The following is a 23,388-nucleotide window of genomic DNA, read 5'->3' as shown; positions in this document are numbered from 1 at the left end:
CGTCCGGGGTTCTGTCGTCTCAGGGGACGTACGGCCGGTTCCCGCACCGCCCGCGCCGACGCGGACGTGGTGCGGCCCACATTCGCCACCCCTGTGGAACGGGACGAACCGGTCGTAGCGTTGAAGTTTCTCGACGGGGGACTCCCGGAGTTTTCGCTAATCGGCAACGATGGAGAAGCGTGTGATGACGGACAGCAAGCGGCGCAAGGGCCTGACGGTCGCGTCCGCACTGCTCGGTGGTGTTCTGGTGCTCACCGGCTGTTCCGGCGGCGGCGACGCGAAGGCGGCCGACGGCGGTGACGCCTCGCAGGCACAGGCCGACGCGGCGGCTGCCACGAAGGCGTCCGAGGCCCAGATCACCATCACGCCCAAGGACGGCTCGAACAACGCCTCCATCAACAACTCGGCCACCGTCAAGGTCGCCAAGGGCACGTTGACCGGCGTGACGATGACCACCGCCGACGGCAAGGCCGTCGCGGGCGCGCTGTCCGCCGACAGGACGAGCTGGCAGCCCAGCGGCCAGCTGGAGCGCTCGACCACCTACAAGGTCGCCGCGGAGGCGAAGGACTCCGACGGCCGGGTGGCCCACGAGAACGCCTCCTTCACCACGGTCTCCCCGGCCAACAGCTTCATAGGCAACTTCACGCCGGAGAACGGTTCCACCGTCGGCGTGGGCATGCCGGTGTCGATCAACTTCGACAAGGCGATCACCAACAAGGCCGCCGTCCAGAAGGGCGTCACGGTCACCTCCACCAGCGGCCAGGAGGTCGTCTGCCACTGGTTCAGCGCCAACCGCATGGACTGCCGCCCGGAGACCTACTGGAAGGAGGGCTCCACCGTCACGCTGAAGCTCGCGCTCGACGGCGTCGAGGGTGCCAGCGGCGTCTACGGCGTGCAGCAGAAGACGGTCACCTTCCACATCGGCCGCAACCAGGTCTCCTACGTCGACGCGCAGACCAAGCAGATGAAGGTCACCCAGGACGGCAAGGTCGTCAAGACCATCCCGATCTCCGCCGGTTCGCCGGACAACAAGACGTACGAGGGCGTCATGGTGATGTCCGAGAAGTTCAAGCAGACGCGCATGAACGGCGCGACCGTCGGCTTCACCGACGACGACGGCAAGGGCGAGTACGACATCAAGGACGTGCCGCACGCCATCCGTCTGACCAGCTCCGGCACCTTCCTGCACGGCAACTACTGGGGCGCGAAGTCCATCTTCGGCAGCGTCAACACCAGCCACGGCTGCGTCGGCCTGTCCGACACCAAGGGCGCCAACGACCCGAGCACCCCGGCCGCGTGGATGTACGAGCACTCCCTGGTCGGTGACGTGGTCGTCATCCAGCACACCGGTGACAAGACCGTCGCCCCGGACAACGGCCTCAACGGCTGGAACATGGACTGGGCCCAGTGGAAGGCCGGTTCGGCCGTCTGACGCCCGTCCCGCAGCCCCTCCACGCTCCTCCCGGTGCCGCCCCCCCTCCAGGGGCGGCACCGGTGCTTCCGGCTCCGGCACGGCCTTCTCATGCTCCTCTTATGACGGCCTTATCGAGTCATCACGCGCCGTACCTACCTTGCGGCGCATGTTCTTCACCTACTTGAGGCGCGAACTGCGCCGCCGCAGAAAGGCGGCCCTCGTCGTCGCCTCCGGCCTCGCGCTGGGCATCGCCCTCGTCATCGTGGTCAACTCCGTGTCCCAGGGCATGGGGAAGGCCCAGGACAAGGTCCTGCAGTCGCTGTACGGCCTGGGTACGGACATGACGGTGACCAAGGCGGCCACGCCGACCGCCGGCAGCTCCCAGCAGCCGCGCTTCCGGTTCGACGCCAAGGGTGACGACGACGGCTCCACGCAGAGCAGCGACCGGGTCCGGGTGCAGGGGTTCACCACCCTGGCCTCCTCGACCGTCACCAAGGTCGCGGACCAGCAGGGCGTCTCGCAGGCCGTCGGCGGGCTGAGCCTCGACGTGGTGAAGGTCAGCGGCCAGTTCACCCGCGGCCGGTTCCAGCAGAACGGCGGCGGATTCCAGCGGGGCGGCGGCACCGGCCAGCCGCAGGGCGAGGTCAAGGGCGGCGGTGCCGACTTCGACGTCAACCAGTACACGGTCTTCGGCACCGACGTCACCAGGACCGCGCTCGGCCCGCTGACCTCCTCGAAGATCACCAGCGGCCGCACCTTCAGGACCACCGAGACCGACGCCGGGGTGGCCGTGGCCGACTCGGCCTACGCCAAGCAGAAGAAGTACAAGGTCGGCTCCACCGTCACCGTCAAGGGCACCAAGTTCACGGTGATCGGCATCGCCACCGCCACCAGCGGCGACTCGGCGGCCAACCTGTACATCCCGCTCCGGCGGGCGCAGGCCCTCGCCGACGAGAAGGACAAGATCACCACGATCTACGTCAAGGCGACCGACTCCCAGCGGATCGACTCCGTCAAGAGCGCCATCCAGAAGAACGTCTCGGGCACGACGGTCACCACGTCCTCCGACCTGGCCAAGACGGTCTCCGGTTCGCTGTCCACCGCCTCCTCCCTGGCCACCAAGGTCGGCAGGTGGCTGTCCATCGTGGTCCTGATCGCCGCGTTCCTCGTGGCCGGCCTGCTCACCTCCTCCGCGGTCTCACGCCGCGTGCGCGAGTTCGGCACGCTCAAGGCGCTGGGCTGGAAGTCGGGCCGGGTGACCCGGCAGGTGGTCGGCGAGGCCGTCGTCAACGGCCTGGTCGGCGGCGTCCTCGGCATCGCGCTCGGCCTGGCGGGCGCGTACGCCGTCACGGCCGTCAGCCCGACCCTGCAGGCCCAGCTCGGCGGCACGACCGGCGGCGGCTTCGGCGGCGGCCCCGGCGGTGGCGGCGGGTTCGGCGGCCCCGGCCGCCAGACGGCCAAGACCCTGGAGGTCGCCCTGACCGCCCCCGTCAGCGTGACGACGATCGCCCTCGCCGTGGGCCTGGCGGTGGCCGGCGGTCTGATCGCCGGCGCGTTCGGCGGCTGGCGCGCGTCGCGACTGCGCCCGGCGGACGCGCTGCGGCGCGTGGAGTAGCGGAGCCACGGCCCGCCCGCCGGCACGCACCCGCGTGCCGGCCCGACGGGGCGCGGGGGCAGCGCGCGACCGGCCCCCGCCCGCCCGCAGCGGCCACCGACGCGCACCCCGCCCGAACCCCACCTTCCAGGAGCCACCGTGTACGAACTGAGAAACGTCACCAAGCGCTACACCCGCGGCAAGTCCACCGTCACCGCCCTCGACGGCATCGACCTCACCATCGGCGACGGCGACCGCCTCGTCATCCAGGGCCCCACCGGCGGCGGCAAGTCCACCCTGCTGCAGATGCTCGGCGGCCTGGACCGCCCCACCTCCGGCGAGGTCGCCCTCGACGGCACCGACCTGGCCGGGCTCTCCGAGGGACGGCTGACCAGGGTCCGCAGCGAGAACATCGGCTTCGTCTTCCAGTCCTTCAACCTCATCCCCACGCTGACCGCCCAGGAGAACGTCGAGACCGCCCTCGTCCCGCTCGGCGTGAAGGTGCGGGAGCGGCGCGAACGGGCGGCCGAGGCGCTGGAGTCGGTCGGCCTCGGCGAACGCCTGGGCCACCTGCCCTCCGAGATGTCCGGCGGGCAGCAGCAGCGCGTCGCCATCGCCCGCGCCCTGGTCAAGCGGCCCAAGGTGCTGCTCGCCGACGAACCGACCGGCAACCTCGACGAGGGCATGCGCGACGAGATCATGGACGTCCTCGAACGCCTGTGGAAGGAACACGGGTTGACCTTCATCATGGTCACCCACGACTCCGCGATCGCGCGGAAGGCACCGCGCCTGGCCACGATCCGCAGGGGGAAGATCACCGTGAAGGAGAACGCGGGCGCCTGACGTGCCACAACACCCTTGGCTCACAAGGGGCTTCGCGGTCGTGTAACGGTGTCCCGTCCGGCGCGTAACAGTCCCCGGGGACACTGCGCCGTCTTCCCCTCCGCCGTTGAACCGCCTGATCACCCCCCGGCACACTCCAGGATCCGGGGGGTTGACGTGCAGGTGTGCGGGACTCCCCCCGGCCGGGTGAACGGGGAATTCGCCCGGTACTCCATCTCCAGGGGGAGAACTTGCGCAGTCAAGTGAAGAAAGCGGCTGCGGCCACGGTGGCCACCGCCGCGGCCGTCGCCCTCGCCGCGGGCATGACCAGCCCGGCGTCGGCGATGCCCGGGCAGCGCGCACCCGCCGCCACGCTCACCGCCCGGCACCACGTCACCCTGATCACCGGTGACCGCGTCGACCTCGACGCCAAGGGCCGCGTCGTCGGCCTCCAGCGGGCCGAGGGGCGCGAGCACGTCCCCTTCCAGGCCCGCAGGAGCGACGGCCACACACTGGTCGTACCCGCCGACGCGGCCCGCCTCGTCGCCTCCGGCACGCTCGACCAGCGGCTGTTCGACGTCACGGAACTGAACAGGGCCGCCACCCGCAGGGCCCGAAAGAACGGCCTGAAGGTCATCGTCGGCTACCGCGGCACCGCCACGGCCACCAGGACCGACGTCCGGGACGCCGGCACCCTGCGCCGCAGCCTCAAGGCGCTGAACGCGGACGCCGTGCAGACCCCGCTCCAGGACACCGCCGAGCTGCGGCACGCCGTCACCGACGGCGACCGGACCGCCTCCGGCATCGCGCACGTCCGGCTCGACGGCGTGCGCAGGGCCGCCCTCGACAAGTCCGTGCCGCAGATCGGCGCCCCCACCGCGTGGGCCGCCGGCTACACCGGCAAGGGCGTGAAGGTCGCCGTCCTCGACACGGGCGTGGACACCACCCACCCCGACCTCAGGAACCAGGTCGTCGAGTCGAAGAACTTCACCACCGCGGCCGACGCCACCGACCACTTCGGCCACGGCACCCACGTCGCCTCCATCGCGGCGGGCACCGGCGCCAAGTCGGGCGGCAAGTACAAGGACGTCGCGCCCGACGCCAGGATCCTCAACGGCAAGGTCCTGGACGACACCGGCTCCGGTGACGACTCCGGCATCCTCGCCGGCATGGAATGGGCGGCCCGGCAGGGCGCCGATGTCATCAACCTGAGCCTCGGCGGGTACGACACCCCCGAGGTCGACCCGCTCGAGGCCGAGGTCAACAAGCTCTCCGCCGACAAGGGCGTCCTGTTCGCGATCGCCGCGGGCAACGGAGGCCCCCGGTCGATCGGCTCGCCGGGCAGCGCGGACGCCGCGCTCACCGTCGGCGCCGTACCGGCGTGACCGGTCCGGCCCGAGGGCAGGAACCCGACCCGTACGACGCCTCCGGCACGGTGAGGGTGCGCGTGCCCAGGGGCACGTACATCCTCAACACCGCCGGCTCCGGCGCATCCTCCGTGTCCTTCCTCCAGAAGCTCCCCGGCACCCGCACCCTGCACCTGTCCGCCCGGGGCGGCGCGACGTGGGACCTGCGGTTCGAGCAGGCGGGCGGAGCCGACCAGGACGGCTTCCCCGTCACCGAAGCGGGTTACGGCCTGGGCAACCAGTCCCTCACCGCCGGCAGGACGTACACGAAGACCTTCAACACCGCGGTCTTCGCCCCGCACGTCAACGCCGACTTCGGCCTCTACCGGGACGGCAACCAGATCCACGGCTCGCTGCCCCTGTTCGCCGACGGCGCCGGGCACGCCGGCTCGTCGCTGTTCACCTCGGTGACCACGACCCTGTACCGCAACGGCACCAAGGTCGGCTCCAACGACGACCCGCTGTTCGGCGAGAAGGCCTTCAAGGTCCCGTCCGCCGGCGCCGCCTACAAGCTGACCACCTCGGTCAAACGGTCGGCCAAGGTCGCCGGGGCGTCCACGCGGATCGACGCGACCTGGACGTTCCGCTCGAAGAAACCCGGCGGCTTCGCCAAGCTCCCGGCCTCCACCCTGCACTTCGGCGCCACCACCGGCCTGGACAGCCGCGTCACGGCCGGCAGGACCGTCACCCTCCCGGTGAGCGTCGAGGGATCGGCCGCGGGCGGCAACCTGAAGTCCCTCTCCGTCTACGTCGCCCACGACGGCAAGACCTTCAAGAAGGTCACCGTCCACAGCGGCGGGATCACCGTCGAGAACCCGGCGAAGGGCAAGTCCCTCTCCTTCCGGGCGAAGATCACCGACAAGAAGGGCAACACCTCCACGATCACGGTCCACAACGCCTACTCCGGCAAGTAGCCCGCAGCAGACCGGGCGGCCCGCCGGGAGCCTCGGCTCCCGGCGGGCCGCCCGCGTGCGCGCCGCCGCCGGTCACACCGACGGCACCGCACGGGCCGCGTCCGTGCCCCGGCTCGCCAGCAGCCGCGGGGACTCCGCCGAGGGGGAACCCGGCTCGGCGTGGCAGGTCACCAGGGACAGGTCCGCGTCGCTCGCCAGACGGAAGCCCTCGAAGTTCGGCGACAGGTCGCCCACCAGCGGATGGCACAGCCGCTTGACGCCGTGGTTCTGCTCCTTCACGCCGTGCGTGGCCCACAGCCGGCGGAACTCCTCGTTCTTGACCGACAGCTCGCCGACCAGGGCGGACAGCCGCGGATCGTCCGGGTGGCAGCCCGCGTCCATGCGCAGCGCGCAGACGATGTCGGTCGCCTTCTGTTCCCAGTCCACGAAGAGATCGCGGTACTCGTGCCGCAGGAACACCGGCCGCGCCCGGTTCCGCTCACCGGCCGGCAGCTCCTCCCAGCCGCCGAAGAGCGCGGCCGCCATCCGGTTCCACGCCAGGATCTCCGCCCGGCGCCCCACCACGTACGCCGGCACGCCGTCCATCGTGTCCAGTGGCTGGCGCAGCGCCGAGCGGACCTGCTGCTGCCGGGCCGCCGGCTTCTTCTTGTGCGCCTTCGGCTTTGTCAGGTGGGTGAGATGGGCGTGCTCGGCGTCCGTCAGCCGCAGGGCGCGGGCGATCGAGTCCAGGACCTGCGCCGAGACGTTCCGCCCATTGCCCTGTTCGAGCCGCGTGTCGTACGCCACCCAGGCCCCGGCCGACTGGGCCGGCTCCTCCCGGTGCAGCCCGAGCACCCGGCGGTGTCGCCCGAGATCGGGCAGCCCCACGTCCTCCGGCTTCAGCCGGGCCCGCCGGCTGCGCAGGAACTCGCTCAGCTCGGCCCGCCGGTCCAGCGGCCGGCTGGCGGTCTCCGCTTCCGGCACCCACGTCCATGTGTCCAGTACTCACGGTCGTACCCGCCCCAGCCTGATCCCGCTGGTGGCGGGCACCCCGGTCGTGCGCAGAGGCGTGGTCTGGGTGGCCGGCCGGGCCCCGGGCAGGCTGGGTGCCGTGCCCGGCCGGAAGGCCGCCGGGCACGGACACCACCGCAGGGAGAACTCCGGCACGACCACTGTTGCTGCGTACGCCACACCCGCCGCCAAGGCCCCGCCGGAGCGGACGACCATCGAGCGGCGGGCGGTCCGCGGGTCCGACGTCCTGATCGACATCAAGTTCGCCGGCATCTGCCACTCCGACATCCACCGGGTCCGCGAGGGCTACGGAGAGGCGATCTTCCCGATGGTCCCCGGCCACGAGATCGCGGGCGTCGTCTTCGAGGTCGGTCCCGGCGTCACCCGGTTCAAGGTCGGCGACCGCGTGGGCGTCGGCTGCCTGGTCGACTCCTGCCGCGAGTGCGAGAGTTGCCTCAGGGGCCTGGAGCAGTACTGCCTCCGGGGCAGCGTCGGCACCTACAACGCCGTCGGCAAGGACGGCGAGCCCACCTACGGCGGCTACTCCCAGAAGATCGTCGTGGACGAGGACTTCGTCGTCCGCATCCCCGACGGATTCCCCCTCGACGCGGCCGCCCCGCTGCTGTGCGCCGGCATCACCACCTACTCCCCGCTGCGCCGCTGGAACGCCGGCCCCGGCAAGAAGGTCGCGATCGTCGGCCTCGGCGGCCTGGGCCACATGGGCGTCAAGCTCGCGCACGCGATGGGCGCCGAGGTCACCGTCCTGTCGCAGTCCCTGCGCAAGAAGGACGACGGGCTGAAGCTGGGCACCGACCCCTACCACGCCACCGGCGATCCCAAGACCTTCGAGGAGCTGCGCGGCAGCTTCGACCTGATCGTCTCCACGGTCTCCGCCCCGCTGGACCTCGGCGCCTTCCTATCGCTGCTGCGGACGGACGGCGCGCTGGTGAACGTGGGCGCCCCCGAGGAGCCCGTCTCCCTCAACCGGTTCCCGGTGATCGGCGGCCGCAGGACGCTCGCCGGCTCGGTCATCGGCGGCATCCGCGAAATCCAGGAGATGCTGGACTTCTGCGCCGAGCACGGCATCGACGCCGAGATCGAACTGATCGGCGCCGAGCAGATCAACGAGGCGTACGAGCGGGTCCTCGCCAGCGACGTCCGCTACCGCTTCGTGATCGACGCGGCGACGATCTGACGAAGGCGGCGGGGGAGGGGCGAGCGGGCTGCAGGTGACCCCGGTGGCGGCCCCGGACCCGGCCCCGGGGCGTGGCGCCGGCGCCTAGAAGACTGATGAAGATGTTGGGTTCTGGCCCTGCCGCGTCAGCGGCAGGGCCAGACCCGTTGTGTGGCGATGGGTGAGTGGGTCGGTGAGACGATCGGGCCGGACGTGTGGGAGACCTGCCGGGGTCTGATCCCGGCCGGGAGTGTGTTTGCGTTCCTGGCCGAGCATCGCGGCGGGCTGTTCCCGGCTGGGATGGTCGCGGACATGTATCCGTCGGCGAACGGACGGCCGAGCATGCCGCCGCAGATCCTGGCCGCCGCGATCACCTTGCAGGCCCTGCACGGGCTGTCGGACTTCGAGACGGTCCAGGAACTGCGGTGCGACCTGCGGTGGAAGGCCGCATGCGGGCTGGGCCTGCACGACATGGCCTTCGACCCGTCGCTGCTGGCCTGCTTCCGCCGCCGGCCGGCCCGCTCCGCCCGCCCGAACCGCGTGTTCGACGCCGTGCGCGAGGTCGTGAAGGCCACCGGCGTCCTCAAGGGCAAGCACCGCGGGGCGCTGGACTCCACCGTGCTGGACGACGCGGTCGCCACCCAGGACACCGTCACCCAGCTCATCGCCGCCGTCCGCGCGGTGATCCGCGAGGTCCCCGGCGCCGACGCGGTCGCCATCGCGCAGTGCAGCGCGCACGACTACACCGACCCGGGCAAGCCGAAGATCGCCTGGAACGACGAGCAGGCCCGCGCCGAACTGGTCGACGCGCTGGTCACGGACGCGCTGCGGCTGCTGGGCCACCTGCCCGAACAGCCACTGGGGGAGAAAGCCGCGAACGCGGTGGGCATCTTGGCCCTGGTCGCCGGACAGGACGTCGAGCCCGCCGAGGACTCCGGCGGCCGCGACGGACGCTGGCGCATCACCCGGGGCACCGCCCCGGGCCGGATGGTCTCCACCGTTGATCCCGAAGCACGGCACGTCCACAAGACCCGCAGCCACCGGCAGGACGGCTTCAAGGCCCACCTGGTCATCGAGCCCGAGACCGGCTTATACACCGCCCTCGCCCTGCGGCCCGACGCCGGAGCCGAACACCACGAGGCCGCCGTGGGTCTTGAGCTGCTCGCCGACGAGAACACCCCGGTGGACGTCTTCGGTGACACCGCCTACTCCACCGGCGATGCCCGCCAGACCCTCCACGAGGCCGGGCACCGGCTGTTCCTCAAACCCGCCCCGCTGCGGACCGCCGTCCCCGGCGGCTTCACCCTCGACGACTTCGCCATCGACACCCAAGCCGCCGTCGTGACCTGCCCGGCCGGACACACCGTCCCCCTGTCCGAACCCGGCGGGCAGCACCACCGGCGCAAAGCCTCTTTCAGCACCTTGTGCACCGGATGCCCACTGCGTGAGCGGTGCACCAAAGCCAGGGCCGGACGCATCCTGACCATCCGACCCCACCACGACCTCCAGACCGCCGCCCGCCGCCAGGCCGCCACCGACGCCGGCTGGCAGGCCGACTACCGCCGCTGGCGGCCACCGGTCGAACGGGCCGTCGCCTGGCTCGTCCACCACGGCAACCGCCGCCTGCGCTACCGCGGCACCCTCAAGAACGACACCTGGCTCCACACCCGAGCCGCCGCCCTCAACCTCCGCCGACTGATCAACCTCAAACTCACACGCATCGACGGCGCCTGGCACCTCGCCCCAGCCGCCACATAACGAAGAGGAGCCATCCGGCCTCCGGCCGGACAGCCCCTCACCAAGATCTTCATCAGTCTTCTAGGACTTGTCCGGCCGATCATGTGACTGCTCCGCGGTCGTGTCGTTGATGTGGACATGGGGCGGGGTGATCTGACGGGCGCCGAGTGGGAACGGCTTCGGCCGTTCCTGCCGGTCAGCAACGGGCGTTGTGGCAGGTGGCGGGATCACCGGCAGGTGATCGACGGGATTGTGCACCGGGTGCGGACCGGCGTGCAGTGGCGTGACCTGCCCGAACGGTTCGGTCCGTGGAAGACGGTCCATGAACGCCACCGTCCGTGGTCGGCGGACGGAACCTGGGAACGCCTGCTCCAGCAGGTCCAGGCGAGGCCGACGCGGCTGGGGAGATCGACTGGGACATCTCGGTCGACTCCACCATCGTGCGGGCACATCAGCACGTCGCCGGCGCCCGCACCGAACCACCGCCGACACCCGCCTCGAAGGGGGACCCAACGGCAGAACACCAGGGCGAAACCCCGTGGCAAAGCCTCGTCGGCCGACTGGTGGAGGTGGTGCGGGAGGTGAGGGCCTGGGCCGCTCGCGGGGCGGGTTCACCACCAAGCTCCACCTGGGCGCGGACGGCCGCTGCCGCCCGCTGTCCCTGATCGTCACACCGGGACAGCGAGCGGACTGTACACAGTTCAAGCCCGTGCTGGAGCAAATCCGCGTCCTGCGGATCGGGCCCGGCAGACCACGCACGAAGCCTGGCAGCCTCGCGGCGGACAAGGCTTACAGCAACGGCCCGTGCCGCGACCACCTGCGGCGCCGGGGCATCCGGCACACGATTCCGGAGAAGACCGACAGCCAGGCCGCCCGCCTGCGCAAAGGCTCACGCGGCGGACGGCCACCCGGCTTCGACGAGGAGCGCTACGAGAAACGCAACACCGTCGAACGGGCGATCAACCGGCTCAAGCACGCCAGAGCCGTGGCCACCCGCTACGCCAAGCGCGGCTACGTCTACCTCGGCACCGCGACAGCCGCAGCCCTCGCCATCTGGCTCCGCACATGATCGGCCGGACAGGTCCTGGCGGGATCCAAGTTGTAGGGCGACTGCCGCAGATTGCGGATCAAGCGACAGGCCGGCGGATCCTCGAGCGACAGCCATGGCAGACAATCGTGGGAGCGACGCCAGAGGGCCGTTGCTCCGCAGCCACCGCGCGGAGGAACGACTCTCGGGCCTGTGTTCGGTTGTGCGGCGCCCCCGCGCGGGTTGCCGCGCAGACGCTGGTGATTGGGCGGTCTCAGTTGGCGGGGACGAGTGTGGTCAGGTCGATGGTGTTGGTGATGGCTTGGTAGGCGTCGGTGGTGAGGTTGATGTGGTCGCCGGGGTCGTAGTCGTTGGGGGCGGTGGTGTTGGTGAGGATCAGGGGTGTGGGGTCTGCGGTGCTTGTGGGGTCGGGGGTGGCTACGGCTGCCTCGGCGTCGAGGTAGGTGACGGTGGGGGTGGTGTAGTCGGTCTGGTCGGTGATCCAGGTGTTGGCGTCGGCGCGGTTGGCGTCTGCGGCGGTGGTGCAGGGCGTGTAGCCCTTGCACGGTGTGAGGGTGGTGAGGACGACTTTGATGCCCCAGCCGCGTAGCTGGGCGAGTAGCTGGTCGTAGCCCTGCTCGAGGCTGATGTCGTCGGTGCCGGCGGTGATGTCTTTGAGGCCCTCGTCGACGATGACGGTGCTGATGCCGGGTTCCTGAAGGATGTCGCGGTCCAGGCGTGTGAGGACGGCCGGTCCGCCCTGGTCCTGGTCGGTGGCGATGCGGTTGTTCTCGATACCGGAGGCGATGACGCCGTAGTCCGGTACCTGCTGATCGTTGGTGCGCAGCTCGGTGGCCAGGTCGTCGGGGATGCGGGGGGTGGTCAGGCCGGCTTTGGTACTGCTGGCGAAGGGGTCGGTGAGGTTGTCGCCGAGGACGGCGACGGTGGGTTGGTTGCCGCTGGTGGTGATGTCGATGCCGGTGAGGATGTTGGTGAATTCGCCCCATTGCACGCCGGTCCCGGTGAAGGCGGTGGTGCTGGTGTCGGTGGTGTGGTCGCCGGAGTCGACGGCGCTGACGTACTGCACGGCGGCGCTTGCCCAGCTGTGCTGCACGAGGTAGGGCGTGGTGTTGGCCAGGTGGAGGCTGACCATGATGCGTTTGCCGGGTGTGGCGGTGTAGGGGGTCGGGTCGCTGTAGACCTCGCCTCCGACCGGGATGGTGACCGTTTTGCTGCCACTGTTGAAGGTGAGGTCGGTGGGTGTGCCGGTGGCGGCGGCGCCGGAGGACTGGGTGGCGAGGGTGGTGTGGTCGATGGTCAGTGGGGTGCGGCCGAGGGCGTTGGACAGGCGGATGCGGACGCTGGAGCCGGCGACGCTGGGGTCGGCCGCGATCCGGAAGGTCTGGTTCTTGTAGTCGGTGCCTTCGTAGTTGAAGGCGCCTTCGTTGGGGGAGCTCCAGGCGCCGGTCCATTGCGCGCCGCTGGGTGCGGTGGTGGTGTCGCGGACGGCCATGGCGAACAGGTGGAGTCCGGGGACGTACTGGCGGGCGGTGTTGCTGAGGTCGGGCAGGGTGACGGAGCTGATCTGGGCGCCGGTTTTGAGGGGGACCGCGAAGGCGTAGATATTGCTGCTTCGTGTTTCCTGGGTACCACTGGTGTGGTTGCGGTGTGGGAGGGTGACGGCGGCCAGGGCGTTGGAGCCGTAGACCCAGTCGGGGACGGTCAGGTGGTAGGCCGAGGTGCTGCCGTCGGCGTAGGTGACGGAGCCGTAGGGGCCGCCGGCGCGGCAGTCTTCGTACTGGCCGTTGCCGAGGGTGCATTCGGTGCCGCTGACGGAGGTGCCGTCGGGAATGGCAGGGCTGGAGTAGTCGTCCTCGGCGCGTTGTGAACTGACGAGTCCGTAGGTGGAGAAGCCGAGGAAGACCAGCGCGTGGCCGCTGCCGTTCATCTGGATCGTCTGGTTGGCGGCCATGACGTTGTCGCCGGTGGAGGAGGCGAAGCTGGGCAGGGTGAAGGTGGCGCCGTCGACGGTGATCTTGCCGCCGGGCTGCCAGCCGGCGGCCTTGAGGTCCTGCAGGGAGAGGGTGGCGCCGACTCCGTCGGCGTCGGCGGCCGCTTGGTTGACGTTGTCGGTGACGGCGGTGTTGTTGAAGGCGTCCTTCAGGCTGGGGTAGGTCTTGCCGGTGTGGCCGAGGGCGGTGAACTGGTATTGCTGCTGGGTGGAGATGTTGCCGGCGGAGTCAACCGCGTACACGTAGAGGGTGTGCGTCCCGGGAGCGGTGGGGGTGACGGAGATCGTCGCGGTGTTGCCGGAGGCCGTGGCGACCTCGTTGCTGGGAGTGTTGGAGGTGGGTGGGGTGACGTCGAGGCTGTAGAGGAACCTGGTGGCGCTGTTGGTGCTGAGGGTGAAGTGTCCCGGGGTGCCGGCGGGCGTGATGCCGGGGGAGTCCTCGGGGTAGGTGCCGTCCTTGTCCTTGACGGTCGGCTCGGCCGGGGCGGTGAGGTCGATGGTGAAGTGGCAGGTGGAGGAGGCGGTGCTGGTGTCCTTGCCGTCGCTGGAGGTGACGTTCCAGCCCACCGTGTCACCGGTCCTCAGCCCGCTCATGAAGGAGGAGGACAGCTGTTTGGGGGCGTTCTGGCCGCTTGAGACGGTCGCGCTGGTGCTCGTGGTGGAGCTGCCCCCGTTGACCCAGTACTTGTAGGTCGCCGCCAGGGCGTCCTTGTCGCCGTCACTGACCACGGCGTTGAGCGTGGGTGGTGTGGTGACGAGGGTCTTACCGATGACGGGGTAGGGAGTGGATGTGCCGCAGCCGACCGAGTGCGTGCCGAACTTGGCGGCCAGGGTGCCCGGTTTGCTGGGGATGTGGTTGTACTCGATCGACATCGACGGGTTGTTGGCGAATCGCTTGAAGTAGTTGCCGTCACTGTTTGATTCCTGGCTGTTGACCAGGGCGAAGGTCCAGCTGGAGTCCTTCGCGGCGGCCTTCTTGGCGATGGTCGAGGTCACGTCGAAGCCGCCGGAGGGCTCGCTGCTGCAGGCGGGACCGAAGCTCTTGCCCGTCAGGTAGCTGGACAGGCCCGGCTTGTTGTTCCACGTCGTGCCGGAACCGATGGCACCGGTGAGGTAGAGCTTGACCGTGGAGGAGAGGCTGCAGCTGGCCGAGTAGTTCTCTTTGGCGTCGACCGTGGCCGACACGACGTAGGTGCCCCACACGGTGGAGGGGATGCCGAGCTGGAAGTAGGAGCGCTCGGCCCCGATGCAGCCTGACCAGCTGTTGTAGCCGACGCCCGGGTCGCCGTACTGGGTGGAGTCGTAGTTCTTCGCCGTGGGGCAGCCCTGCTGGGTTTCCACGTAGTGCTGTTTGCTGCCGGAGGCGTAGTGCGGGTTCCAGGTGGGGTCGATGTAGACCGGGTAGTGGGTGGCGGAGCCGACAAGCAGCTTCTGGTCGGGTGTAAGGGACAGTGTGCTGCCGCTGACGTCGTCGGCGACTCGGGCGACCTGGGCGCCGATGCCGGGCCCGGACGTGCCGTCACTCGCGCTGTCGGCGGCAGCCGCGCCGGTCGTGCCGCGGGATGCGGCGAGCAGACGGGTGGCGCTCGCGCCGGTGGAGGAGTCCCACATCAGGGGCTGGGGTGCGCTGAACATCACCTGGCCCGCGCTGGTGGCGGCCTCCAGGTTGTCGTGGCCGTCGTCGGAGACCGTCACCCCGCTGGCGTGGGTGGTCAGTTTCAGGGTGGCCAAGGCGGGGTCGGTGGCCGCCGTGGAGGTTTTGACGACGATGAGCTCGGAGAACCCGCCGAGGGTGTTGGCCGTCAGCTTGAGGTCGACGTCCTTGAGAACGTCGGGGTAGGTGATCGTGGCACCGGACACGGTCGGGGCCGGCAGTGTCTGCGGCCAGGAAAAGGCCAGTTTCGTCTTGCCACTGGTCATGGACACCAGCGGCGTGCTGCCGCCGCCGGAGAAGGACAGGGGCTCGGCCGATGCCCTGGGGCTGTAGGTGCCGTCGTCGTTCTGCTTCAGCGTTGTGTCGACGGGCACCCACGTGCCGTTCTGACGGACGCGTTCGGGCAGCAGACTGGTGGTCCAGGTGACCGTGCCCGAGGGGTTGGCCTGAACGGTGTCGGTCTCACTGGTCAGCGCCGCCACTTGAACGGGGCTGTCGGTGGCGGCCGCTTTGCTCTGTGCTGCGGCCAGTGCTGTCTGCTGGTCCTTGGTCAGTCCGGAGTCGTCCGCGGCGCGCGTGGTGCCCAGGGGGCCGTCCGGGTAGGACTGGGACAATGGCGGCGCGGGCGTCGAGATGGGCGACCCGCTGCCGCTGTCTGCCGCGGCCGGAAGGGCGGGCGCAAGGGACAGCGCCAGCGCGCTGACCGCGACCGTGGCGAGGAGCCGGCCGGGAATTATCGGTTTCTTTTTCAATGATCTGTCCACGTGGCGTGTGCGGAAAAGGCCGGACATCTGCCCCCCAAGTTGCGTCCGATGAGAAAAGAGCCGATAGGCGCCAGGAGGCTACCCGCGCCTGCGTCAAATGGGCAACTGCTCACTGAAAACCGACCGCCGCGCACTCGCTCGCCGGACGCGTGGTACGTGTAACTTGCCAATGATCTGGCCCATTGGGGGAGTTCTTGGGGTAACGCGCAATTCTATGAGCCAATTCAAGCCGCACATGGCATCTCTTGAATGTTTCAAGGGTTGTTCATGGTGATGTCTATGCGTGATCCATACCGTGGAGGCCCTGTGAAAGTCGATTGCGCCCTGATCGAATAACCCTTCGGCAGTCAGGCTGAATTGGGGGGTCAGAGATGCGTCGGAATTCGCTGTGGCGGATTTACGGAAGAGCGATGCGCATAGGCAGAGTTTCCGGCTTGTGGGTCGCCGCCATCACGGCCCTCGGCCTCCTCGCCGGTCTCCTCGCACCCCAGGCAGCCTTCGCCGCCGGACACCGGCCTGACCACCTCGTAAAGGTGGAGAAGGAACACTCGGTCCCGGTCAGCCCGATCCGGGGCAAGCACGCCCGAGTACCACGCATGGCCCGCTGGAACCCCGGCAAGGCTCGCGCGGCCTGGCCCGCGGCAGGAACCGCCGACGCGGTCGTACCCGCCCGCGGTGCCCGCGCTCAGCACGCCGGCCACCTGCCCGTAACGCTGGCGGCCGCCCGGAGCGGGCACGGCGCACCGTCGGGCATCAAGCTGCACGTGCGCATGCCCGGTCAGAAAGCCGCGCAGAAACTCGCAGTGCGCGGCGTGCTCCTCACCGTCCAGCCGGACACCCACACCTCCGGCGGCAGCGCCCGTCTCAGCCTGGACTACTCGGCGTTCAAGGACGCCTACGGCGGCGACTGGTCCGGACGCCTGCATCTCGTGCGACTGCCGGCCTGCGCACTGATTACCCCCGACAAGCCCGCCTGCCGTACCCAGACTCCGCTGCCCTCCACCAACGACGCCAAGACACGACACGTCTCCGCCGACCTCACCCTGCCGGCCCGCGCCACCGCCCACCAGGCCGCGGCCCACCCGATGGTCCTGGCGGCAGTGGCGGGGACGGCCGGCGGAGGCGGCTCCTACGCGGCGACCTCGCTGGCCGCGTCCGGCCAGTGGTCCGGCGGCGGCTCCAGCGGCGCCTTCGGCTACTCCTACCCCATCACTGTGCCCGACGTCCCCGGCGGCTTGGCTCCCACCGTCACCCTCAACTACAACTCCCAGAGCGTGGACGGGCGCACCTCCTCCACCAACGCCCAGTCCTCCTGGATCGGCGACGGCTGGGACTACTCGCCCGGCTTCGTCGAACGCAGCTACCAGGCCTGCTCCGACGACGCGGCGAACGGCACACCCAAGACCTCAGACGAGTGCTGGTCGGACACCGTCCAGACCCTCACCCTGTCCCTGGGCGGCTCTTCCAACACCCTCGTCCACGACGACAAGACCGGTACCTGGCACCCGCAGGACGACAACGGCGAAAAAGTCGAAATCAAGACCGACACGGTCAACGACGACAACGACCACGAGTACTTCGTCGTCACCACCGCCGACGGCACCCGCTACTACTTCGGCCTGAACCGGCTGCCCGGTTGGGCCTCGGGCAACGCCACCACCAACTCGGTGTTCACCACCCCCGTGTACGGCAACGACACCGACGAGCCGTGCCACGCCTCCACCTTCGCCGCCTCCTGGTGCCAGCAGGGCTACCGCTGGAACCTCGACTACGTCGTCGACGCCCATGGCAACGCCATGAGCTACTGGTACACCCCGGAGACCGGCTACTACGGTCGCGACAACGCCACCACCGCCACGCCGTACACCCGCGGCGGATACCTCGCCAAGATCCAGTACGGACAGCTCGCGGACAAGGTCTACGACACCACCAACGCTCCGGCCGCCGCACAGGTCTTCTTCGACACTGCCGAACGCTGCCTGCCCGACTCCACCTTCGACTGCGCCACCTCGAAGATGACGACGGCCAACGCCACGCACTGGCCCGACGTCCCCGTCGACCAGACCTGCGCCTCGACGGGCACCTGCGACAACCACGGTCCGGCCTTCTTCACCACCAAGCGCCTGACCGGCATCCGCACCCAGGTCCTGGTCGGCACCGCCTACCAGGATGTCGACGCCTGGTCACTGACCCACACCTTCCCCGCCACCGGCGACACCACCACTCCCTCGTTGTGGCTGTCCTCGATCACCCACACCGGCCAGGACGGCGGCAACCTCGACCTGCCCCCGGTCACGTTCGCCGGACAGGCACTCGCGAACCGAGTCGACGGCCTCGACGGCTACCAGCCGATCACCCGCTACCGGCTCACGGCCGTGACCACCGAGTCAGGCGAAGTGATCGCCGTCAACTACTCCGGCCCGCAGTGCCACCGCAAGGGCACCACGGTGCTGCCCTCCAGCGCCGACGACAACACCTACCGCTGCTACCCGTCGTACTGGACCCCGCCGGGCCAGACCTCCCCGCAGCTGGACTGGTTCAACAAATTCATCGTCAACTCGGTGACCACCCAGGACCCGACCGCCGGCGGCCTGCCCGTCCAGACCTCCTACACCTACGTCGGTGACCCGGCCTGGCACTTCAACGACGACCCGCTCACCCAGGCCAAATACCGCACCTGGAACCAGTGGCGCGGCTACCGCACGGTGGAGACGCGTACCGGCACCTCACCGGAGAAGACCACGCTGCTGCGGCAGACGTACTTCCGGGGCATGGACGGCGACAAGACCTCCTCCGGAACCCGCAGCGTCACCCTCGACGACCACGCCGGCGACGACCCCCAAAAGGACTCGGACTGGCTGGCGGGCCAGACCTTCGAAACCGAAGGTTTCAACGGGGACGGTGGCGCGCTGCTGTCCGACGAGACCACCGATCCCTGGAGCTCACCGGCCACGGCCACCCAGTCCCGTACGAAGGCAGGACTGGATAGCCTGGTCGCCCGCCGCGTCAACACCAAGCGCAGCCGCTCCGTCACCACCAAAGCGGACGGTACTCAGCGCAGCACCGAGACCGACTACGCCATCGACGACGCCACCGGCCTGCCCACCTCCGTCGACGACCGCGGCGACACCTCTACTACCAAAGACGACAAGTGCACCCGCACCTGGTACTCCAAGGACGCCTCAGGCAACACCCTGCCCACCCCGCGCAGGGTTCAGCAGGTCGCCGTCTCCTGCGCCGACACCCCGAAGTACCCGGACGACCTGATCAGCGACGACCTGACGTTCTTCGACAACTCCACCGACAACACCGCACCGCCAGGCAAGGGCGACGTGACGATGGTGCAGAAGGCCGACTCGGTCGCCAGTGACGGCACCGCCCACTACATCACCGCGCTGAAGACCACCTACGACTCCTACGGCCGTGAACTGACCGAGACGGACGCCGACGGCCGTACCACCACGACGGCGTACACCCCGACCACCGGCGCCGCACCGACCTCCATCAAGGTCACCCAGCCCAAGGTCACCGGCCAGAGCGCCGGGTTCACCACCACGACCACCCTCGACCCGGCCCGCGGACTGGACCTGAAGACCACCGACGCGGCCGGCTACTCCACCACCAGCACCTACGACCCGCTGGGCCGCCTCACCGCGGTGTGGAACCCGGGCTTCTCCACCAGCAACAATCCCAACACCAAGTACAGCTACGACCTCAACCCCAAGACACCGTCGACGGTCACCACCCAGACCCTGCTCGACAACAACACCTACCGCACCTCCATCTCCCTCTACGACGCGATGCTGCGGCCACGGGAGACACAGACAGCGACCGTCGACGGCGGCCGGGTCATCACCGACACCGTCTACGACAGCCACGGCTGGGCCGTGAGCAGCTCCAGCCCCTACTACAACAGCGGCGCCCCCACCGGCACACTGGTGGACGCCCCCGACAACCAAACGCCCTCCCAGACCGGCACCCTCTACGACGGCGCCGGACGCGTCACCGCCTCCATCGCCTACCGCTTCGCCTCGGAGACCTGGCGCACCACCACCGCCTACCCCGGCTCCGACCGCGTCGACGTCACCCCGCCCGAGGGCACCACGCCCACCACGGCCTTCACCGACGCGCGTGGTCAGACGGTCAAACTGCTTCGTTACCACGGCAGCACTCCCACCGGGGGCGCCGACACCGTCACCTACTCCTATGACACGGCCGGCCACCAGATCGGCCAGGACGATGGCCAGGGCCACTCCTGGACCAGCACATACGACCTGCTGGGCCGCCGCACCTCGCAGAGCGACCCGGACACCGGCTCCTCCAGCTCCATCTACGACAACGCAGGCCAACTGCAGTCCACCACCGACAACCGCGGCAAGACCCTCACCTACAAGTACGACGAGATGGGCCGCAAGACCGCCGAATACGACACCACCGGCGGCGCCGACCCCTCCTCGAGCAACGAGCTGGCGGCCTGGACGTACGACACCCTGAAGAAGGGCAAGCCCACCTCCTCGACCCGGTACGTGGGCGGCACCTCCGGCAGCGCCTACACCAGTAAGATCCTCGGCTACGACAGCCACGGCTGGGCGCAGGCAACAGAACTCGTCGTGCCGTCCTCCGAGCACGCCCTGGCCGGCACCTACATCCACCAGAACCACTACCGGCTCACCGGCACGCTCAGCAGCTACACCGACCAGGACCCCGCCACCATCGCGCTCCCCGAGGAGACCGTCTCCTACACCTACGACGCCTACGACCGCCCCATCGGCGTGGGCGGCGACACCAACGGCTGGGCCTACGTCAGCGGCCTGATCTACACCGAGTTCGACGAACCCCAGCAGTTCACCTACGGCACCTCGGGCAACTTCACCCAGCAGACCCTCAACTACGACGACCAGACCCACCGCCTGACCGGCTCCACCACCGTCACCCAGTCCGGCCGCGCGATCGCCGACCAGACCGGTTACGACTACCAGCCCTCCGGCAACGTCACCAAGATCACCGACAAGCTGGAGACCGGCCAGACCGACACCCAGTGCTTCGACTACGACTGGGCACAGCGCCTGAAGGCAGCCTGGACGGCCACCGACGCCTGCTCCGCCACCCCCGCGCCGGGCGCCTCCACCACCGTCGGCGGCCCTTCCCCGTACTGGCAGAGCTGGACCTACGACGGCACCGGCGCCCGCCAGACCCAGGTCGACCACGACCCCGCCGGCGACACCTCCCACGACACCACCGCCACCTACAGCCCCTTCCCGACCGCGGGCAAGGGCCAGCCGGCCCACGCCGTCGCCCAGGTGGACAAGGTCACCCCGGCAGACCCCAGCGCCAACACCACCAGCACCTACACCTACGACGACAACGGCAACGTCCTCACCCGCACCACCCGCGCGGGCACGGACACCTTCACCTACGACGACGAAGACCACCTCGCCGAACTGTCCTCCACCAGCAGTGTCGGCGACACCAAGTACCTCTACGACGCCGACGGCAACCTGCTGATCCGCCGCAGCCCCGGCGCCACCACCCTCTACACCGGTGACGAAGAGCTCACCGTCAAGAAGGACGCCTCCAGCGCCGACGGCCTGCGCTACATCTCCATCGCCGGCCAAACCGTGGCCACCCACTCCTCCGACGGCCACTTCACCTACCTGATCCCCGACCGCCAGGGCACCGGCACCCTCGCCATCGACTCCCAGACCCAGGCCGTCACCCGCCGCCAGTACAAGCCCTTCGGCGAGCAACGCGACCAGACGGGCATCTGGAGCGCAGGCCAGCGCGGCTACGTCGGCGGCACCCAGGACGACAACACCGGCCTGACCAACCTCGGCGCCCGCGAATACGACCCCTCCATCGGCCGCTTCCTCGCCCCCGACCCCCTGCTCGACACCGGCGACCCGCAGTCCTGGAACGCCTACGACTACGCCGACGACACCCCCGTCACCAGCTCCGACCCCTCCGGCCTGTGCATGGCCGACCAGTGCGGCGTCGGCTACCCCATCGGCGGCACCGGCACCAGCAAGAACAACCCCAAGCGCTACGTCGACACCGGCCCCGTCGACCCCGGCGGCTCCAACCACGCCTACTGCCACCATGGTTCCTGCACCGACGGCCACCGTCTCGGCGCGGGCGGCGGCGCGGGCGGCGGAAACATCAGCAAGAAGACCTACGACCCTCAGGCCGAATCCCAGGCCCTGGCACGGGCCAAGGCCACTGCGGACGCGTCGGCCGCCGCCGCGAAAAAGCAGATCTCCGGCCTCAAGCACCACATACTCAACCTGGTCGCCGACGTCATCGGCCTCACCGACGCCTACAACTGCTTCACCAAGGGCGACGTCATGGGCTGCATCAACACCGCCCTGACCGCCGTCCCCTGGGGGAAGGTCTTCAAGGCCATCAAGGTCGGTGTGGAGGCCTTCAAGGTCTGGCGCGCCCTCGACCGCGCCTACACCGCCGTCAAGGACGCCGAAGAAGCCGCGAAAATCGCCAACGGCGCCCTGGACGCCGAACGCGCACTCGCCGAGACCAGAGAAATCGAGAGCGCCGGCACAGAAGCCGCCAGCTGCGCCGTGCACAGCTTCCTCGCCAGCACAGCCGTCCGCCTGGCCGATGGCACTTCCAGACCGATCAGCCACATCAAGCCAGGCGACACCGTCCTCGCCACCGACCCGCAGACCGGCATCACCGCACCGGAAACGGTTCAGAGGGTCATCGTCACCCACACGGACCGCGACTTCACCACCCTCACCCTGGACACCACCCCAGTCCGCGGCCCACCCCACACCGGCAAGCACCGGCCCCAGACCCTGACGACCACCTGGCATCACCCCTTCTGGGACGCCGGCCACCACCGCTGGACCGACGCCCACAACCTCACCCCCGGCACCGAACTCCGCCGCCCCGATGGCACGACGGTCACCGTCAAGACGGTCCACAACTTCCACCAGCACAAGACGACCTACGACCTCACCGTCGACACCCTGCACACGTACTATGTGCTGGCGGGCACTACACCGGTCCTGGTTCATAACTGCAACAGAGCCGGTTTGGATTTCACTGATGCTGAGAGGCAGAAGGTTTACGACGCCAACGCCGCGAAGAATGGCGGCGAGTACAAGTGTGACTACTGTGGGCAGACGGTGGAGCGGCGCGCATCGCGAGACGCTAATGGAAACGCCGTCAAGGGGAGGCCCGACGATGCCCAGATCGACCACATAGAACCGAAGGCCAGTGGTGGGCATGGCGGCGACCACAATGGAGCGGTGGCCTGCCGTCGATGTAACAGGGATAAATCCACGAAGGCTTTGGAGGATTGGGACGATGAGCTCAGAGACTTCCTCGACCCCTAGCGGCGGTGAGTCGGTGCCGGCGAGTAAGCCCGAGAGGCTGTACAGGGTAGCCTTCGACCTCCCTGACGAGATTGCCGGTTGGGCCCGCGCCTCTGCGGAACGTCTCTGGACTGGGAAGACCTCCGTACAGATGGAGGTCCAAGTTCGGAACACTCCCTTCTACGTGAAGGGAATCGCCTTCGGGGACATTGTGCGAGTCAGAGCTGATCACGAGCGAAGAGAGTTCGTGTTCGAGGAGTTCGTGTCGGAGGCCGGGCATTCGACGGTCCGCGTCATCATCAAGGATGACGACGCGAGGGACATGATTGACGCCATGCTCCGCAGCTTTGAGTGTTCCTGGGAGATCGATACGACGGGGTACTTGTGGGCAATCGATGTGCCGCCGCACGTTGATTATGCGTCCATGAGAGTTGCTCTCCTTCGTGTTGCCGATGAAGGCAAAATCGGCATCGAAGAGGGTGCTCTAGCGAGGGCCCATCGCGATGGGCTCGGATTGCCAGAGTCTGACCGTTAATTGGATTCGCGAGAA

9 protein-coding genes and 2 pseudogenes are annotated in these 23,388 nt (G+C 69.1%); 9 read left to right on the top strand and 2 right to left on the bottom strand.

What is annotated here, in order from left to right; genetic code table 11:
* Positions 1–184 precede the first annotated feature (184 nt).
* From QQY24_RS11640 to QQY24_RS11625, 4 genes and pseudogenes are all read left to right on the top strand, one after another.
* Positions 185–1,432 (top strand): Ig-like domain-containing protein, encoded by a 1,248-nt coding sequence (locus tag QQY24_RS11640; RefSeq protein ID WP_301972599.1) that lies wholly within the window; start codon positions 185–187, stop codon positions 1,430–1,432.
* A 148-nt stretch (positions 1,433–1,580) separates the two neighbouring features.
* Complete coding sequence (locus tag QQY24_RS11635) at positions 1,581–3,029, top strand: ABC transporter permease (RefSeq protein WP_301972598.1); 1,449 nt, start codon at positions 1,581–1,583, stop codon at positions 3,027–3,029.
* Positions 3,030–3,167: 138 nt separating this feature from the next.
* On the top strand, positions 3,168–3,851 hold the full coding sequence (locus QQY24_RS11630) for an ABC transporter ATP-binding protein (RefSeq protein ID WP_301972597.1): 684 nt from the start codon (positions 3,168–3,170) through the stop codon (positions 3,849–3,851).
* A gap of 302 nt (positions 3,852–4,153) precedes the next feature.
* Positions 4,154–6,150: pseudogene (locus tag QQY24_RS11625) on the top strand (S8 family serine peptidase).
* Positions 6,151–6,222: 72 nt separating this feature from the next.
* Here QQY24_RS11625 and QQY24_RS11620 read toward each other — a convergent pair.
* On the bottom strand, positions 6,223–7,113 hold the full coding sequence (locus QQY24_RS11620) for a helix-turn-helix transcriptional regulator (RefSeq protein WP_301972596.1): 891 nt from the start codon (positions 7,111–7,113) through the stop codon (positions 6,223–6,225).
* 127 nt (positions 7,114–7,240) lie between these two features.
* On the opposite strand from QQY24_RS11620, the gene QQY24_RS11615 reads away from it, so the two are divergent.
* The 3 genes and pseudogenes from QQY24_RS11615 (at position 7,241) to QQY24_RS11605 (ending at position 11,120) form a co-directional block, all read left to right on the top strand.
* Positions 7,241–8,335: an NAD(P)-dependent alcohol dehydrogenase gene (locus tag QQY24_RS11615; RefSeq protein ID WP_301976216.1), complete on the top strand. Its 1,095-nt coding sequence runs from the start codon at positions 7,241–7,243 to the stop codon at positions 8,333–8,335.
* 156 nt (positions 8,336–8,491) lie between these two features.
* Positions 8,492–10,072, top strand: a complete 1,581-nt coding sequence (locus tag QQY24_RS11610) for an IS1182 family transposase (RefSeq protein WP_301972595.1) — start codon at positions 8,492–8,494, stop codon at positions 10,070–10,072.
* Between the two features lie 117 nt (positions 10,073–10,189).
* Positions 10,190–11,120: pseudogene (locus tag QQY24_RS11605) on the top strand (IS5 family transposase).
* Positions 11,121–11,352: 232 nt separating this feature from the next.
* Here QQY24_RS11605 and QQY24_RS11600 read toward each other — a convergent pair.
* The gene (locus QQY24_RS11600; protein WP_301972594.1) at positions 11,353–15,495 is read right to left on the bottom strand and encodes a hypothetical protein; all 4,143 of its coding nucleotides are present in this window, start codon (positions 15,493–15,495) and stop codon (positions 11,353–11,355) included.
* Positions 15,496–15,917: 422 nt separating this feature from the next.
* Here QQY24_RS11600 and QQY24_RS11595 point away from each other — a divergent pair, with 422 nt between their 5' ends.
* Entirely contained in the window at positions 15,918–22,859 is a 6,942-nt protein-coding gene (locus tag QQY24_RS11595) for an RHS repeat-associated core domain-containing protein (protein ID WP_301972593.1), read from the top strand.
* Positions 22,831–23,373 (top strand): DUF4265 domain-containing protein, encoded by a 543-nt coding sequence (locus QQY24_RS11590; RefSeq protein WP_301972592.1) that lies wholly within the window; start codon positions 22,831–22,833, stop codon positions 23,371–23,373. Before QQY24_RS11595 ends, QQY24_RS11590 begins: the two co-directional genes overlap by 29 nt.
* Positions 23,374–23,388 lie beyond the last annotated feature (15 nt).

It is taken from the genome of Streptomyces sp. TG1A-8, assembly GCF_030499535.1.
Classification (GTDB): domain Bacteria; phylum Actinomycetota; class Actinomycetes; order Streptomycetales; family Streptomycetaceae; genus Streptomyces.
The sequence above is the reverse complement of the archived record's forward strand: the minus strand, read 5'-3'. Positions and strand labels throughout refer to the sequence as shown.

What these genes read in the sequence shown, in the direction of transcription:
- QQY24_RS11595 (WP_301972593.1), top strand. Translation starts at nt 15,918, where the DNA reads ATGCGCATAGGCAGAGTTTCCGGCTTGTGGGTCGCCGCCATCACGGCC.
- QQY24_RS11640 (WP_301972599.1), top strand. Translation starts at nt 185, where the DNA reads ATGACGGACAGCAAGCGGCGCAAGGGCCTGACGGTCGCGTCCGCACTG.
- QQY24_RS11610 (WP_301972595.1), top strand. Translation starts at nt 8,492, where the DNA reads ATGGGTGAGTGGGTCGGTGAGACGATCGGGCCGGACGTGTGGGAGACC.
- QQY24_RS11635 (WP_301972598.1), top strand. Translation starts at nt 1,581, where the DNA reads ATGTTCTTCACCTACTTGAGGCGCGAACTGCGCCGCCGCAGAAAGGCG.
- QQY24_RS11590 (WP_301972592.1), top strand. Translation starts at nt 22,831, where the DNA reads ATGAGCTCAGAGACTTCCTCGACCCCTAGCGGCGGTGAGTCGGTGCCG.